This is a genomic window from Shewanella alkalitolerans, assembly GCF_019457575.1.
In the GTDB taxonomy this organism is placed as follows: domain Bacteria; phylum Pseudomonadota; class Gammaproteobacteria; order Enterobacterales; family Shewanellaceae; genus Shewanella; species Shewanella loihica.
In genome coordinates this window covers 2477083-2491951 of the sequence record NZ_CP080422.1, presented here as the reverse complement: position 1 = coordinate 2491951, position 14869 = coordinate 2477083, and the positions used below count along the sequence as shown (strand labels likewise).

Genomic DNA, 14869 nt, shown 5'->3' with positions numbered 1-14869 from the left:
CCGCCCTAGGGTGGCCTTTTTTATGCTTAATATATATCAAATTCTATGTAATCTGGTGATTTTAATGGTTAAAAAGCCATTTTGCGCTCAGCTAATAGCTAAAGGTTTGCATTGGGGCTAGGTTAGCTAAAAATGTTCTTAACAATAATCATTTCTATTATCATAAAGTTGCCGCAAACCCACGCCAATAAAGGGCTAGCGCCATTTTGGCGCCTCTGGCTTGAGCTACAATTAGGTGCGAATCCTAGGTGAGAGCAAAGTTATGGATAGCTATCAGAGACTTTTAGTGGTTGTAGATGAACACGATTTCAGTTTAAAGGCCGTTTCCCGCGCCGTGTATCTGGCCAGTAAAACCCACGCGGCAATCATAGTGATGATGTTAGAGCACAGCCATTTCGTCAATCGTCTGGTGGACACCTTCGAGGCCGATGGCAACGAGGGGCAGACCCAACCCCTGACCAAGGAGCGTAAGCTGAGCTGCTTAAATGCCTTTATCAGTCAGGCCGCCCAATCGGGGCTCTCTATCTCCAAGGCGTCTATCGCCTGTCATAGCAGCGACGATGTGCTGCAGTTTTGCGACGACTTCAAGGTGGATGCGGTGATCTTGGCCGCCTCGCGCCATAAGCTATGGAACTGGCTGACCATCAAACCGCTGGATGTGCGGCTGATCCGCGAGTCTTCCCGCCCCGTGGTGGTGGTTAAGGACCATCTGTGGCAACCCGGCGGGCACATTCTTTCCCTGGTTGAGCCCTGCGCCGATGATGTTACCCATAGGGCGCTCAATGACGCCGTGCTGCAGACCTCTGAGCATTTCTCTCTGCTGCTGGCGGGGGATTGTCATCTTATCGATTGCTACTATGGTGAGACGCCAAGCATCTCCTTCCATCAGGCGCTGGCCCCTGCCAATGATGAGAACTACCATCTGCAGCAGATGTCCAGTTATTCCAGCCGCTATCACCTGCAGCCAAAAGGGGCGGCGGTGAGTAATCATCATCTTCATTTGGCCAAGTCACTGCCGGAAGATGCCATCGAGTCCTTAGCCAAGGAGGTGGACTCTGAGCTGGTGATCGTCGGCGATACCGGCAATGGCAGCATGTTTTCCAACATGTGCGGTCATGTGGGGGAGCAGGTGATCGACAGGATCCAGTGCGATCTCTTGGTGGTTAAACCCCAAAGCGCTCACGCCATCTAGTTTTTTTAGTTGAATGAGCCACTGTGAGAGTAGGTGGTTAGTCGGTTAGATAAATGAGAGTTAAAGAAACCAATAAGCGACGCATTAGGCGTCGCTTATTGGTTAGGCACTCATCATAAATTGAGGGGAACTAGCAGCCAGGACTATCAACGGCGACTTTTTGCCCATCTATTTTTACCCCATCTATTCTTTGACCATTTATTTCTTGACCCATTTTCCTTGGGGAGTCTGAATGTAATGGCCCTTGGCGGTGGCCGCTATCGCCTTCTCGGCGGCTAGCTTGGCCACATCATCTACGCTGATCTGGTTCTTGCGGGCGATCTTTTCGTAGTGCGCCTTACGCTTGGCGTTGACCGACTTGGCCAGGGCGCTGGCTTCACTATTGCTGACCACCACACCTAGATAGCCGTTGACCTGTTCGCCCACTAACCCTTGCGCCTTGGCGTCTTGCAACGAGATGGCGAAGGCATTGAGGCTGAGAAGAAGTCCGGCCATGAGGAGGAGTATTTTGCTTTTCATTGGGATCACCTTATACCTTGATTAGAAGAGTTCATCGTTGTTGATCAGCTCATCGAGCTCTTTATCCACCTTAATCTTGATCTCATGTTCAATCTTAACGTTAAGGTTGATAACGATAGGCTTCTCAGGTGGCTCTATCTTGACCGTTGGCGTGCAGCCGCCCATGAGCAGCAGGGCAGCCAGGCTCAGGGTTATCGTCGGCAAGGTTAGCAATTTCTTCACAGTGCTTCCTTAATCTGGTTGAAAATTCTATTGGCTATGGTCTTAGTGTAGATCCCTAAGATGACCATAGGCTGAACGTTTGCATTTGTCGCTGGCTATGACTCTTATGTCGATGCTTGTGCGAAATTAGTTGGCCATGGCCCGCTCGATTTCAGTCTGCAGTCTATCACCGATTTGTAAACTCTTGAGTAACTGCAACATATTTTCTTCCTGAGCGTAGTTTAAATGGATAGGACGTTCAATATCTTTGGCCCGGCCTTTCACCTGAACCTTTAGCAGGGCATCGCCGTTGCGGGCCATGTCGAAACTGCTGGATAGCTGGGTGTAGTGCAGCTCCTCCAGCGCCGAAAAGGCGAAATCGAGATAGGGCTGCGACAGGCGCATCTGCAGCACGGCCGGATTGTCATCCACCTTGATGAGGCCACCGGGGGCGCGCGCCGCGAGCTGCCCATTGGTGATGCTTACCTGACCATGCTCCAGTTGCACCGGCAGCACGCCGTCGAAGATGCCGTCGGCATAGATGCCGGTTTGGGGCTGGGCGGCGAGCAGCTGCTCGAGATCCAGCCCCTGCAGTACCAGATAGGCGGAGGAGGGGGCGCCGAGGTTAAGGTTAAAGATGGGCAGTAAGATCTCGCCCCCCAAGGTGTTGGCCCTGGCATCGAGCTTGACATCGGCGCCGCTGAGCGCCAATTCAGCACCTGTTTGAGCACCGAGTGCAGCTTCTGTTTCTCCCTGGGTCAGATCTAACTCTAGCCTGGCGTGGGCGTTTATGTCGGTGATCAACACCCCTGGATTGAAGGCGGCGACCTTGAGTGACAGCGGCTCACAGGCAAGCTTTGCCGTTTGAGAGTGAGGCGCTTTGACACCATCTAACTGGCATTGGCCAATAAACTCTGCCTGCTCGAACGGCAGGGCGTTATAGCTACCCTCGCTGAGCTTAACCTCTGGGGTCAAGGCAAAGGCAAAGTCCATCTTATCGCCATGCCATTTGAGGTTATGCTGGCTGGTGAGATTGATATCGCCAATTAAGGGATTTTCTAGGCTTGCGCCCTGCATTCGAGATAAACGCTTCATCAGCTCGTTGGCATCACTTGCTAGTGTGAACTCTCCGGTAAGCAGGCTTGGCTTAAGTGAATGAGTCAGCGCAAGAAGATGCTCGCTGTAAAACGGCAGGCCATCCAGGTTCCACCGCTCTTCGGTCGCGAGCTCATAGCCTGGCGATGAATCCGTTTTTAAGCCAAAGCGCTCAGCTTGGATCAAATTTTTTGATGACTCAGCTACAGGCTCTGAATAGGACTTAGTGCTTGGGGCGGCCCCTGATTGCAGGGCTCCTTGCCAACGAAGCGACTGACTTAGGCTGGCGCTGGGGAGTTTAATTAGCGTCTTGCGGCGCAATTTATTGAGGCGAACACTCTCCTCGCTCACCTTAAGATTGGTCAGCTGGTAGTTCACCTCACCCTGCCAGGGGGAGGCTAACAGGGCTTCTGGTGACAGTGATAACGTCGACTGTGATAGTGTCGACTGAGATAGCGTCGCCGCGGCGCTTTCTGTACCTGTATTTTTCTCAGCCTTGGTAGTTTTTGGCGTTAGCGTTATGGTCTGGGTGGCAAGGCTTAACTCATCCAGGTTGACTCGAGTGGTTTTAACTTGAGTGGTTTTCACCTGAGCTTGAGCCTGTTCTTGGCCCTTTCCCTGAACGGCTTTTTGCTCGCTGGTGGCCAGCGCAATAACCTTTAACCCGACGGGCGGGATCACCAATGTTTGCGCATCGAGGCGCAGTGGCTGCGCGGTTTCGAGTACAAATTCACTGGCGGTAAGTTCGCGCTCCAGCGGCTTTGCTGTTCTCTCTGTTTTTGAGGCGCCTGTCTTTGAGGCGTCTGTTATTGAGGTGTTAGCCAATGAGACCTCAGGTATTGAGGCCTGTGGCAGCGTCAGATGAGGGGAGTGAGTGACACTCATAAAGCTCGCTAGCTCGACCAGAAGCGGCCTGCCTGGGCTAAAGGTAAAATGACCGGCGCCAAAAGTGGTGCGAGTCTGCTCGCTGGTCAGCTGGGCTTCTGCTTGCCCTTGCCATACATCACCTTGTAATTGCTCTGCTTTTGGCTCCTTGCTTGCCATCTGGATCGCAGGCCAGCTTAGATGATGCCCATCGATCGCAACTTTTAGCCCTTGCCAATCGAGGTTTAGCTTAAGTTCTGGCCCCTTTTCGAGGCTGAGATTGAGTGGCGCCGGAATTTCTGTGGTGATTTGGCTAGCGCCCACCTTTAGGTCTCTGTGATTAAATTCGGGTTGCGCTAGGTCCAACTCGCCCGCCAGGGTTAGATTGAGAGTGCTATTTTTTTGCGAATCATTTGTCGAATCGTCTGTCGCATCTGCTTGTCTGGCATCCAGCTCGCCTTCGAGCTGTAGATTGGCTTTAGCAAGCGTGAGGCGATTGTCTATGTCTGTTTTATTCTTAGGCCGATCCTGATAACCGTTGCTTGTCTCTGGATAGGGTGGCAGGATTAGGCATAGCGGCTGTTTAAGCGCTGCATCAAGTTGCCAGTTGCCGGTGAGCTGCCAGGCCGAAGTCGGCTTCGGTTCAGGACCGTTTTCGAGCTTGGTTTCTTCTAACCTAGCCCTTTCGAGCCTGGCTTTTTTAAGCTTAGCTGCGAGCACCAGGCCTTGAGTTTCAACCTTGGCGGTGAGAGCTCCTAGCTGTAAGTTTACATCTTGGAGCGAAAAATCGAGCACATCTTCACCAATCATCTTTTGGCCAAGCTCCAGAGAAAGCTTAGTCGTGTGTTCATCGGCTGAGCGCTTGTCTGGCGCCTGCTTATCATGTGCTTGCTTATCATGAGACTTTTTATCATGAGACTGGGCCTTAAGTACCGTGAGCAGGGCGGCGATGGACTCTGATTCACCTGCCAGTTCTCCAAGCTGCTCCAGCGATGTGCTGCTGGTGACTAAAGTTGGCGACAGCGTGAGATGCAGATCGTTAAGGGGGCCATTCAGTCCAAGTATCGTGCTCTGACTGGACTGAGCCTGGTTGGATTGAGCATGACTTGATTGAGTCAGATAAGCGCTTTCTTGTTTAGCTAGCGCCTGGCCCGTCACGGTAATGCTTAGCTCTGGCGATAGCGTCCGGCCACCTAGCCGTTTTAGCTGGATCTTGAGCCCATCAAATTCATGGCTTGAATGCAGTTCGCCCTTGATAAGGTCTAATTCGCCGCGGGAGCTGAGGCTGCCGCTTAGGGAAAAGATTTCGGTTAAACGCTTATTAACATCATGCAGGGCCGTGACTAATGCCGGAGCCTTTGAAAGGCTAGGCATGTCTGAAATGCCAGGCGCCTCTGAAACGCCAGACGCCTCTGAAACGCCAGACGCCTCTGAAACATTAGATGTCTGTTTCGCTGCTGAAGTGTCTGGCTCTTGGTCACTTTGGCCGGCTGAGGTAAGCATGCTGAGCTCGCCGATGAGCTGGCCAAGGGGCTCGAATTCGAGGCGGCTATCGAGTCGCCAGCGGGTCTTCTCGAGTGTAGCAGCTAGGCTCAGCAGTGGCGCTTGATAGAAACTGAGGGCGCCGGTAAGCTGACCCTGGTTATCCAGGTTAAGATAATCCAGCTTGAGGCCCAGGGGGTGCGTCTTTGAGGAGCTAGCTTGTTTGCCTAACAGGTTGAAGCTGACTTCGCCTAGGGCGATCTGCGGCAGGGCGCCCAGATTGAGGGCGCTGCTGGCGCCTGATTCTTGCTCACGACCTAAATTATCGAAATAGTCCTGGCTCAGTGACACCTCGGCGCGGCGCACCGAAAGCGAGTCTATCTGGGTGAGACCCATTGGCGCCGATAACCAGTCTTCGGCGAGTGTAAGCTGAAGATCGTCGAGTCTCACCAGGTTGCCATCGACCTTAAGCTGCGCCATGGGCAGCTTAAGCGCCATCAGATCGCTGGAGCTTAAGCGCAGCGCTTCTATGCTGATGCCAGCATCAGCAAGATAGGGATTGGCGAGACGTTTAACCAGGTATTCCAGTTGACTCGCCGCTAGCACAAGGAGCAGCAGCAACAGCAGCAGGGACAGCGCCATGGCGCCGGCTATCCATTTTATGCTGCGGGAGGTAAAAAAGCGTCGCGACATCTGTCCCTGTCTCTGATTATTTAGCGTTAGCTGTTAGCTCTGCCTACTGAGGTCTCAATGATTGAAACTAACCTTTTCATTTTAGCGCTCTTGCCAGTAAAACCTATCCACTAAAACCTATGCAGTAATACCTATGCAGTAAAACCTATGACCACCAGTAAAATCTTTGATCAATAGGAGAGAGCGGCGTCGATGAATCGCTAGTCTACCGGGCTAAAGAGGGCTCCTTATTCACCTGGTGCCCAGAATCTCATGTTTAGCCCTGAGGTTGCCAGCGGATATGGGTGCTCAGGGTATGGGACTCACCCGGCGCCAGCTCGACCCTATCTTCTAATACATTGGCGGCCTCGAGGCAGACCATGGTGAGATAATCCTGATCGTTAAAGCGCGACAGACGCTTAGATTTCTCTATCCAGGGATTCCACAGCACCGCCGATCGGCTGTTATCACGGCGCACCTCTATGATCCCCTGTGGGGTATGCAGTAGCTGGCAGTCGCCAAGCTGGGTATAGACGCGGTCGGTTTCCCGATCAAAGTGCACCTCATCTCCCTCCTGCTCGAAGGGGCCTTCGCCAAACTCGATATAGCGGGCGCCGCTAAAGCCGCTGGCCTTAAGCTGATGAATATCTTCGATAGGGAAGTAGGTGTGCAGCGCCTGGGTCAGATTGAACGGGGTATCCCCCAGGTTGGTGTTGACCAGGCTGACGCTTAGGCTATCGCTTAAGGTAAAGATGAGCTCGACCCTGCTTGGATGCGCCCAGTACTGCCTGTCTTCATCGCTTACCGTCAGGCTGAATCTGAGCTCCACGACCTGATCCAGCATCTGCACCGAATCTAAATTCCATAGACGGGTACGGGCAAAACCGTGTTGCGGCCACTGAGGGTTTTCATGCATGCCAAACCAGGGCCAGCAGACAGGGATGCCGCCACGGATGCCGCTACCCGGCTGATAGTCGTCGGCGCTCGACACCCAGAGCAGCGGGGCTTGGCCCTTAGGCTGAAACCTGTCTATCTGGGCGCCTTGCATGAAGATGCGCGCCTGACAGAGATCGGTATCGACCTCGACATATTCGAGTCCCTGGGGATGTTTTTTTACGGTTACAGAACCCATAAATGCTCCTCACGAGTTAAGCCGGGCTGGTCATTTAGCTGATGACCTAGCTTACAGAGTTTTCGCGCTAAGCTGTAGTATGACCTTGATTGTTTTTAGGCTTTTTGACGATTGAAATAAAACAGCCGAGTTTAAGGGCTGTATTTTTGAACAGATTTGGGTAAAGTGGTCGGAGCACTATAGTTGAGCGAGCGCTAATGTCCCGGCTAGCGCCTGTTCGTTTTGGGTTTCGACAAAAGAAGGATTAAGGAATGCCAATCTATCAAGCTCCACTGCGCGACTATCAGTTTATTCTCTCCGAGCTACTTAACATCTATGGGCGCGATGACCTTCAGGGATTCGATGAGATCGACGCCGAGCTGACTGAGGCCATTCTTCAAGGGGTCGCCGACTTCACCACAGAGATCATGCTGCCGCTCAACAGCCAGGGCGATACCCAGGGCTGCCGGTTGGTGGATGGTCAGGTGCGCACCCCCGAAGGCTTTAAAGACGCCTATCAGCAATATGTGGATAACGGCTGGGCGACGCTCACCAGCGACCCAGAATATGGCGGTCAGGGTCTTCCCGAATGTATCGGGGTGTTTGCCACCGAGATGAAGACGGCGACCAACATGGCCTTTGCCATGTATCCGGGCTTAACCCACGGCGCCTATGCGGCTATCCATGCCCATGGCAGCGACGCGCTCAAGGCCAAGTACCTCGAGAAGCTGGTGTCGGGTGAATGGACCGGCACCATGAACCTGACAGAGGCCCATGCGGGCACCGATCTGGCACTGCTGCGCACCAAGGCTAAGCCGGTGGGCGAAGACACCTATGCCATCAGCGGCGAGAAGATCTTTATCTCATCTGGCGATCACGACCTGGCCGACAACATAGTGCACCTGGTGCTGGCGCGTCTGCCCGATGCGCCCGATGGCGTGAAGGGGATCTCCTTGTTTGCTGTGCCCAAATACCTGGTAAATGACGATGGCACCTTAGGTTGCCGCAACGGCGTCGAGGCCAGTGCCCTGGAGCATAAGATGGGGATCCACGGTAACTCTACCTGCGTCATGGTGTTCGACGGCGCCATCGGCGAGCTGGTGGGCGAACCCCATCAGGGGCTGAGGGCCATGTTTACCATGATGAATGAGGCGAGACTCGGCGTGGGCGTGCAGGGGCTCGGGGTCTCTGAGATCGCCTATCAAAATGCCCTGAGTTACGCCAGAGAACGTCTGCAGGGGCGCGCCTTAAGTGGGGTCAAGGCAAGCGAGTCACCGGCCGACCCGATTTTGGTTCATGGCGATGTCAGACGCATGTTGATGGCCCAGAAGGCTTTCAACCAGGGCGCCAGAGCCCTGATGGGCCAGCAGGCTCTCTGGCTCGACGAGTCTCACCGTCATCAGGACAAGGCCAAGGCGACCATGGCGGCCAAGTTAGCGGCGCTTTTTACCCCAGTGGTGAAAGGCTTCGTGACCGATCAGGGCTTTAAGGCCTGTGTCGATGCCCAGCAGGTCTATGGAGGCCATGGCTATATTCACGAGTGGGGCATGGAGCAGTTTGTGCGCGATAGTCGTATTGCCATGATCTACGAAGGCACCAACGGCGTGCAGGCGCTGGACCTCGTTGGCCGTAAGCTGCTTGCGGATAAAGGCGAGGCGCTGGGGCTCTGGTCTGAGATGGTTAAGCCGTTCGTGGCTAAACATCTCGAGGATGAGGCGCTAAAACCTTACCTGATGCCGTTGATGGAGGCCACCACAGATCTCGAGAAGGCGACCCAGTATATCGTCGCTAATGGGGTTAAGAATCCAGACATCATAGGCGCCGCCTCCATGGGGTATCTGCAGATCCTGGGTATAGTGGCCCTGGGCTGGATGTGGGCGCGGATGGCGGTCAAGGCTCATCAGGCCATGGCGGCGGGCGAAGAGGAGGCCTTCTACGCCAACAAGCTAGTGACGGCGAAATTCTACATGAGTTACTGGGCGCCTCAGACCAGGAGTATTCGCTACCAGATGGAGCGTAGCTGTGAGCTGCTGACTCAGTTACAAGACAGCGATTTCGACTAGGCCAGATTCGATTCGGCCAGATTCGAATGGGCAAGTTAGGATTGAGCCAGATTCGATCTAGCAAGAAGGGCCGCAAGGCCCTTTTTTAATGCCCATTCACTTGCCGATTTAAAGAGTAAGCGACAGGGGGATGTCGTTAGCGCATGAAATGCAGCAGCCGATTGTTGGCGGGCATCTCATGGTCGGCCTCTAGGCATAGGCCTGCAGCTTCGGCGAGTTCAGTTATCCATTCTATGTCGCGGATGCCACTGTGGATGTTGCGATGCTTGAGCCAGATATCGAACTGGCGATTGCTCTCGCTGGTGTATTGGTTGTTGTAGTTGAAGGGGCCGTAGACGCAGAGGCTGCCAGTTTCGCTAAGGTGTCGATCAACACCCCTGAAGAAATCGGTCACCATGGCCTCACTCATGATATGCAGCGTGTTGGCGCTGAAGATGCCGTCGACCTCTCCCTGGGCCAGGGGCCAGGGGGCGGTGACATCCAGGCTAACGGGCGGCGCGATATTATCGCCGCCCTGCAGGGTGATTCGCTTCTCGAGCGGCTCGATAAATCGCGGCTGATCGCTGGGGCACCAGGTGAGATGGGGCAGGTGCGCCGCAAAGAATACCGCGTGCTGGCCCGTGCCGCTGCCGACTTCAAGCACTCGCCGTGTGGTCCTAAAGCTTTGTTGCAGTACCGCCAGAATTGGCGCCTTGTTGTTTTCGCAGGATTGTGAAAAGGGCAGTTGGCTGAGAGACATAATGCATGTTAATTGTGGGCAGAGAGTGTCAATCTACGATATTTCAGCGCCTGTTCGCAAGCCAATAAAAAAGCGCCCGCAGGCGCTTTTGGCTATTTAGCTATGACGCTCTTTACAGCGTGATCATTTCGCGACGGGGTCGCTGGTCAGATCGATGCGGTAGATGGCAAAGCCAAGGGCATCTGGTTCGGCCAGCTTTTCCATCTTACGCAGCTGGTTGTCGCTGATGAACTTGTCGGCCTTGTCGCTGTTCTGAGTCTCAAAGCGGATGTCCAGCGCCACCTGAGTGTTGATGGTCTTGAAGTCCCAGTTGTAGTCGGCTCTTGGGTCGACCATGCCATCATAGCCCCCCTGATCGTTTGGCTTGGATTGCGCCGTGATATAGGCGGCCAGGGCTTCACGGTTGGTGTCTGGTAGCTCCATCACCACATACTCTGAGCCCGTACCGGCAAACTTGCCGCCAAAGGCGCGGTAGTTGTTAGAGGCTACGATAAACTCCTGAGCGCTTAGCGCCTCACCGGTTAACACCTCGCCCGTTGGCGTGGTGTAGGCCAGATCGACGATACGCTGGGCGTTCTCGTTGCCAGCAATAACGGCGCAGTCACGGTCAAACTTGCTTGGCTGAGTGACATCTATCTTATAGGTCACGCCGTCGATCACATCGAAGTTGTAGGTGGGATGGCCATTCCAGTTGATCAGCGACTGAGGCTCGCTCGAGCTTGGATCGATCTGATTGAACTGGTTGGCACTACACTCTAACCAGTCTTTCAGCTCGACGCCTGTGATCTTCACCGCCACCATGGTATTAGGGTAGAGGTAGAGATCGGCGGCGTTCTTAAAGGTCAGATCGCCGGCATCCACCTGCACGAACTGTGAGGCATCGGCCTCAGTGGCGTGACGCCCACCCGCCTTGAAGGGGGCCGCTGCTGAGAGGACAGGGATCCCCTGCAGCGATTCGGGTAGCTTGGCGCTCACCTGGGCAATCTGTGCATCCGAGACGATTTGTACCGTAGGATCATCCTGTACCAGAGTCAGGAAGCTATACATATCCGCCGCGGCGACTCCTATGGGCTGATCAACGAAGGCCAGGGTGCCTTGATGCTCAAGCTCGACCGCATCGTGAATATCTTTATCGGCATCGACCAGCGCTACCTTTTTGGCACCATCATAGATAGGACGCGCCTCGGTTTGGGCATCGGTTACCGACCAAGCGCCATCTTTAAGGGTCAGCTTAAGATCCACCACCCCTAAGTTGTCGCCCCAACGGCCCGGCATGACGGCGGCTACGCCGTTGAGCAGACCCTTCTCGACATCGGTATTGGGCAGATCGGCATAGTTGGCGTGTGGGAAGATAGAGTGGCTATGGCCAAACATGATGGCATCGATGCCTTCGACATTGGTGAGGGCGAAGGTTGCGTTCTCGGCCATGACATCGCCTGGGTTTTCCGTCGAGCCAATGCCCGAGTGGGGGATGGCGATGATCACATCGGCGCCCTCGGCCTTCATCTTAGGCACGAACAGCTTGGCGGTCTCTATGATATCTTTGGCCTCGACCTTACCGGTCAGATGCTGCTTGTCCCACAACATGATCTGTGGTGGCACGAAGCCTATGTAACCTATCTTGATGGTGTGTTCACGGCCCTGGGTGTCGATAACCACTTTTTCCTTGATCAGGTAAGGGGTAAACAGGTTGTCGCCTTTCTTGATGTCATTCCAGCAGTCATCGGCCGCGCAGTAGACGTTGGCGTTGATATAGGGGAACTCGGCGCCACTGAGGGCCTTCTCAAGGAAATCCAGGCCATAGTTAAACTCGTGGTTACCTATGTTGGCCACCTCATAGTCTAAGGTGTTCATCGCCTTGTAGGCTGGATGGACATCACCTTCCTTCAGGCCGATCTTGGCCATGTAGTCGCCCATGGGACTGCCCTGCAACAGGTCACCGTTATCCACTAACACGAAGTTAGTTGCCTCTTTACGGGCGGCGTGGATCAGGCTGGCGGTGCGCGCCAGGCCAATGGTGGGATCGACCTTAGACTGGTAGTAGTCATAGTCCATGATGTTAGTGTGCAGATCTGTGGTTTCCAGTACCCTGAGCTCCACGTTTGCCGAGGTGATCGTATCCTCATCATCGTCGTTCCAGCTACAGGCGGTGAGTCCGATACTCGATGCGATAACCACGGCTAATAGTTTTTTATTAAACATATCCATCAATCTCTATTAATTATTGTTTGACCCCGAAGCCGCTGTTAATTTCAGTTGGGCTTCATTTGTGCGGCAAGGCCTGGGCAGGCTTATCTTTGGCCTGCTTAACCCCGAGTGCCGCCTGGCGAATTATAGAGAGATGAAATGTAAAAACTGTGACAGTAAGCGACTGTTTATGTGACAGTTTGTATCGACTTGCTATGAATCGGTGAACCCTTGAGCAAGTTGCGCGGGAATTGCGCAATCTTGCGGTTTGATGGGATAAAAAAAGCACGCCGGAGCGTGCTTCTTGTCGATTGACGTGTGCTGCTTACTTGGCGAGTAGGCCACGACTGCGAAGCAGCGGCTCTATGCCCGCTTCCTTGCCGCGGAACTGCTTGTAGAGCAGCATAGGATCTTCGCTGCCACCTTGAGACAGTACGTTGTTTCTGAAGGCGTCGGCGGTTGCCTTGTCGAAGATACCGTTCTCTTTGAAGGCCTCGAAGGCATCTGCGCCCAGAATGTCAGACCATAGGTAGCTGTAGTAACCGGCCGAGTAACCACCGGAGAAGATGTGTGAGAAGTAGGTGCTGCGATAGCGCGGTGCGATCTCCTCAATTAAGCCCATCTTGCTCAGTGAGTCGGCTTCAAACTTAGCCGCATCCTTAGGCTCGAAGTCGCTCAGGGTGTGCCAGTCGAGATCCAGCTTGGTGGCCGCCATATATTCAACCGTGGCAAAGCCCTGGTTGAACTTGCTGGCCGCCTGAATTTTCTCAACTAGCGACTGAGGGATCACTTCGCCCGTCTTGTAGTGCTTGGCAAACTGCGCCAGCACTTCAGGTTGGGTCATCCAGTTTTCCATCACCTGTGATGGGAACTCCACATAGTCACGCGGCACTGAGGTGCCGGCCTGTGAGCGATACTCGACGTCCGACAGCATGGCGTGCAGGGCATGACCAAATTCGTGGAACAGAGTGCTGGCCTCATCGAAGGTGAGCAGCGCCGGCTCGTCGCCTACCGGACGTGGGTAGTTGAGCACGTTGACGATAATCGGCTTAGACTCGACTCCATGCATTTTGTACTGCTTGCGATAGGCGTTGGCCCAGGCGCCACCACGCTTGCTGTCGCGCACATAGTAGTCGCCCATGAAGATCGCCATCAGCGAGCCATCTTTGTCATACACTTCCCAGGTACGCACTTCGTCGTTGTACTTAGGCAGGTCGGTGCGCTCTTTAACTGTGATGCCGTAGAGACGGTTGGCGGTGTAGAACACGCCTTTCAGGGTGTTTTCCAGCGAGAAATATGGGCGGGTTTCCTGCTCGTTGAAGCTGTACTTGGCCACACGGATCTTGTCTGCATAGTACCACCAGTCCCAGGCCGCCAGCTTGAAGTTGCCGCCTTCGGCGTCGATCAGCTCCTGCATTACGGCGACTTCTGCCTTGGCTTGACCAAGGGCTGCCGGCCAGACCTTATCTAATAGACCATAGACATTTTCAGGGGTCTTGGCGGTGCGCTCTTCCAGCACGAAGTGGGCGTGACTCTTATAACCCATCAGCTGGGCGCGCTCGGCGCGCAGGGCCGCCATATGAGCCAGGATCTTCTTGTTGTCGTGGGCGTTGTTATTGTTGCCACGCTCAACGTATCCCTTGTAGATCTTCTCACGCAGCTCGCGGTTGTCGGCGTAGGTGAGGAAAGGGGTGATAGATGGACGCTGAGTGGTGAATACCCATTTGCCCGGATGACCTTTCTTCTCGGCGGTTTGCGCGGCGGTGTTGATCACATCTTGCGGCAGACCTTTGAGATCGGTGGCGTTGTCGATCACCAGCTCGAAGGCGTTGGTTTCGGCCAGTAGGTTATCGCCAAACTCCAGGCTCAGCTTGCCGATCTTCTCATTCAGGGCTCTGAGTTTAACCTTGTCGGCATCGCTCAGGTTAGCGCCGCCGCGGGTGAATGACTTGTAGGTATCTTCCAGTAGCTTCTGCTGGGCAGTATTAAGCGCCAGGCTATCGCGCTGGTCATATACGGCCTTGACGCGTTTGAACAGCTGGTCGTTGAGCAGGATGTCGTCACCGGCGGCAGACAACATAGGCGAAACCTCTTTAGAAATCGCCTGAAGCTGCTCGTTGGTGTCGGCACTGGTCAGGTTATAGAAGACGCTGGCCACCTTAGTGGTGAGATCGCCGGCAAATTCCATGGCTTCTATGGTATTGGCGAAAGTAGGGGCCGCCGGGTTATCGATAATGGCCTGGATCTCAGCCTTGTGCTGGGCGATACCCGCCTTGAAGGCTGGCAAGTAGTGCTCTGGCTTGATCTTGTCGAAATCTGGCATACCCAGGAAGGTATCGTAGGGCTTAAAGAAGGGGTTGCTGGCGTTGTTGTCTATGATGCGCTGCGCGACCACGTTGGGTGCGACTTCCGCTTGCTGGCTGCTACCTTGCTGGGCGCTACAGCCGCCTAAGGCGATGGCGAGTGCCATGGCCGACACGATTGGCTTGAGGGTCAATCCCTTCATAGTTAAATTCCCCGATGATTGGCTTGTTTTAGGCCGCGATCTGGTGTCACGACTCGTTAAGCGGCCAAATTGACCGCAAATATCTGCGCTTAAATTGGCTTAAGCGGCGACATTAAACTGCTCATTATCAGGTTTCTGACGGTTAAATCTATCGATTTTGTGTTTTGTTTGTAACAAATGTTTTGAGTTGGCTGTTTTTGCACCCTAGATGCACATAAATGTGGCAAAATGCGTCAAT

General features: G+C 54.1%; 9 protein-coding genes. 2 read left to right on the top strand and 7 right to left on the bottom strand.

Annotated elements, in window-relative coordinates; all coding sequences use genetic code 11:
- Window positions 1–262: 262 nt before the first annotated feature.
- Entirely contained in the window at window positions 263–1192 is a 930-nt protein-coding gene (locus K0J45_RS11105) for a universal stress protein (protein WP_220042611.1), read from the top strand.
- 198 nt (window positions 1193–1390) lie between these two features.
- On the opposite strand, the gene K0J45_RS11100 is transcribed toward K0J45_RS11105, so the two are convergent.
- From K0J45_RS11100 to K0J45_RS11085, 4 genes are all read right to left on the bottom strand, one after another.
- Window positions 1391–1711, bottom strand: a complete 321-nt coding sequence (locus tag K0J45_RS11100; RefSeq protein WP_220042610.1) for a YdbL family probable chaperone protein — start codon at window positions 1709–1711, stop codon at window positions 1391–1393.
- Window positions 1712–1732: 21 nt separating this feature from the next.
- Window positions 1733–1876 (bottom strand): YnbE family lipoprotein, encoded by a 144-nt coding sequence (locus tag K0J45_RS11095; RefSeq protein ID WP_160290154.1) that lies wholly within the window; start codon window positions 1874–1876, stop codon window positions 1733–1735.
- 183 nt (window positions 1877–2059) lie between these two features.
- Window positions 2060–6046 (bottom strand): intermembrane phospholipid transport YdbH family protein, encoded by a 3987-nt coding sequence (locus K0J45_RS11090; protein ID WP_220042608.1) that lies wholly within the window; start codon window positions 6044–6046, stop codon window positions 2060–2062.
- 256 nt (window positions 6047–6302) lie between these two features.
- Window positions 6303–7157, bottom strand: a complete 855-nt coding sequence (locus tag K0J45_RS11085) for a D-hexose-6-phosphate mutarotase (protein WP_220042607.1) — start codon at window positions 7155–7157, stop codon at window positions 6303–6305.
- A 251-nt stretch (window positions 7158–7408) separates the two neighbouring features.
- Here K0J45_RS11085 and K0J45_RS11080 point away from each other — a divergent pair, with 251 nt between their 5' ends.
- Window positions 7409–9199, top strand: coding sequence for an acyl-CoA dehydrogenase C-terminal domain-containing protein (locus K0J45_RS11080; protein ID WP_220042606.1), 1791 nt, complete (start codon window positions 7409–7411; stop codon window positions 9197–9199).
- A gap of 136 nt (window positions 9200–9335) precedes the next feature.
- Here K0J45_RS11080 and K0J45_RS11075 read toward each other — a convergent pair whose 3' ends face one another.
- The 3 genes from K0J45_RS11075 to K0J45_RS11065 all read right to left on the bottom strand — a co-directional run bounded on the left by K0J45_RS11075 (window position 9336) and on the right by K0J45_RS11065 (window position 14631).
- A complete protein-coding gene (locus K0J45_RS11075) occupies window positions 9336–9938 on the bottom strand; it encodes a DUF938 domain-containing protein (protein WP_220042605.1) in 603 nt (200 codons plus the stop codon).
- Window positions 9939–10061: 123 nt separating this feature from the next.
- Window positions 10062–12140 carry a bifunctional 2',3'-cyclic-nucleotide 2'-phosphodiesterase/3'-nucleotidase gene (locus K0J45_RS11070; RefSeq protein ID WP_220042604.1) on the bottom strand — a complete coding sequence of 693 codons (2079 nt, stop codon included), beginning with the start codon at window positions 12138–12140 and terminating at the stop codon, window positions 10062–10064.
- Between the two features lie 310 nt (window positions 12141–12450).
- A complete protein-coding gene (locus K0J45_RS11065) occupies window positions 12451–14631 on the bottom strand; it encodes a M3 family metallopeptidase (protein WP_220042603.1) in 2181 nt (726 codons plus the stop codon).
- Window positions 14632–14869 lie beyond the last annotated feature (238 nt).